The organism is Streptomyces sparsus, assembly GCF_054776295.1.
The window spans coordinates 1-1,483 of record NZ_BAAHCA010001084.1; the positions used below are offsets into that span (position 1 = coordinate 1).

Annotated in this window: 2 protein-coding genes and 1 riboswitch; both genes read left to right on the top strand. The window is 73.1% G+C overall.

Annotation, left to right across the window (positions count from 1 at the left end):
* Positions 1-282 precede the first annotated feature (282 nt).
* Positions 283-397, top strand: a riboswitch (cobalamin riboswitch).
* A 34-nt stretch (positions 398-431) separates the two neighbouring features.
* A complete protein-coding gene (locus ACYVE9_RS26475) occupies positions 432-644 on the top strand; it encodes a CbtB domain-containing protein (protein ID WP_461030427.1) in 213 nt (70 codons plus the stop codon).
* An 18-nt stretch (positions 645-662) separates the two neighbouring features.
* Complete coding sequence (locus ACYVE9_RS26480) at positions 663-1,463, top strand: CbtA family protein (protein WP_461030428.1); 801 nt, start codon at positions 663-665, stop codon at positions 1,461-1,463.
* Positions 1,464-1,483 lie beyond the last annotated feature (20 nt).

Sequence of the window (1,483 nt, forward strand, 5' to 3'; positions counted from 1 at the left end):
GGGGCCGTTGCCGCCGCTGCCCCCCTCGGGCTCCGACGAGGAACAGCCGGCGAGCACCGCCATCGCGCCCACCACGGCGCCGCCGGTGAACAGGGCGTCGCGGACGGTGCGGTGCGTGCGGTGCGTGCGGCCGGCGTCAGTGCCGTACATCCACTCCCCCTTGGATACGGTGCCTACCGGTCATTCCCATCCTGGCACATTGACAGGCCCGACGCCGTGCTGGGACCCTCCGTCCGACGCCTACCGGGCGTTGCGGACAACAGCCCGAGCGGCTGTCAGACATGTTCATATCGAGGCGACGGTGCTCAGGAACCCGGTGCGAATCCGGGACGGTCCCGCCACTGTGACCCGCGCAGCCGCGGGGAGTCAGGAACTGGCACGTCGCCCTGGCGCTGATCGGGGCGTGGAAACCCCGAGAAGGAGGCTCCGAGATGTCCCTGCACTCCGGTACCACGGCACTGCCCTCCGCCGACGCGACGCACCACGTCCGGGACTGGACGATCATGGCCGCGGCGGTGGTCCTCTCCCTCATCGCGCTCTACGCGGTCTTCATGGACAACGGCCACGTCATCGCCGCGACCGGCGAGTACCTGCACGAGTTCTCCCACGACGGACGGCACCTCTTCGGCGCCCCCTGCCACTGATCGGGGCCCGGCCGCACCATGAACGACTCGACACGTCCCTACCCCATCCTGCCCACTCTCCGCCGCGGCCTGCTGGCCGGTGGCGCGGCCGGCCTGGTCACCGGCCTGTTCGCGCTGCTGCTCGCCGAGCCGCTGATGGACCGCGCCATCCGACTGGAGGAGGAACGCTCGGCCGCCGCCGAGGCGGAACACGTCCACGCCCACGACGTCGGGGAGGTCTTCTCGCGCGGCACGCAGCACTTCGGGCTGGTGGTCACCGCGGTGGTCGTCGGCCTCGCCGTCGGGGTGTTCTTCGCCCTCGCCCACGCCCTCGTCCACCGGCAGGCGCCCGGCGGGTCCGGACCGGACGGCTCCCGGGAGTGGCCGCGTGCGATGGCCATGGCCGGCGCCGCGTTCCTGGCCCTGTCACTGCTGCCGGGCCTGCGTTATCCGGCCACTCCTCCGGGCGTCGGTGACGGCGGCACCGTCGCCGAACGCCAACTCCTGTGGCTGGCCGCCCTGGTGATCGGTGTGCTCGGCATGGCGCTGGCCTGGCAGCTGCACCGCCGCCTCGGGGACAGCTCCCGGCCGGTCCGCCACCTGACGGTCGCCGCCGCGGTGGCCGCCACCGGCGCGGTGCTGTTCCTGCTGCCCGGCAATCCCGACCCGGTTCCGGTACCGGCCACGCTGCTGTGGGACTTCCGGGTGCTGTCACTGCTCTCGCACGCCCTGATGTGGGGCACGTTGGGCGCGGTGTTCGGGGTGCTCGGGCTGCGTGCGGCAACCGGCCGGTCCGGTCAGCCGCAGCCGCAGCCGCAGCCGGCGACGTCCCCCGGCTGACCGGGCGGCACGACGTGCCG

Excerpts from the sequence above, each read along its gene's own strand:
- ACYVE9_RS26475 (WP_461030427.1), top strand. The coding sequence starts at position 432 with ATGTCCCTGCACTCCGGTACCACGGCACTGCCCTCCGCCGACGCGACG.
- ACYVE9_RS26480 (WP_461030428.1), top strand. The coding sequence starts at position 663 with ATGAACGACTCGACACGTCCCTACCCCATCCTGCCCACTCTCCGCCGC.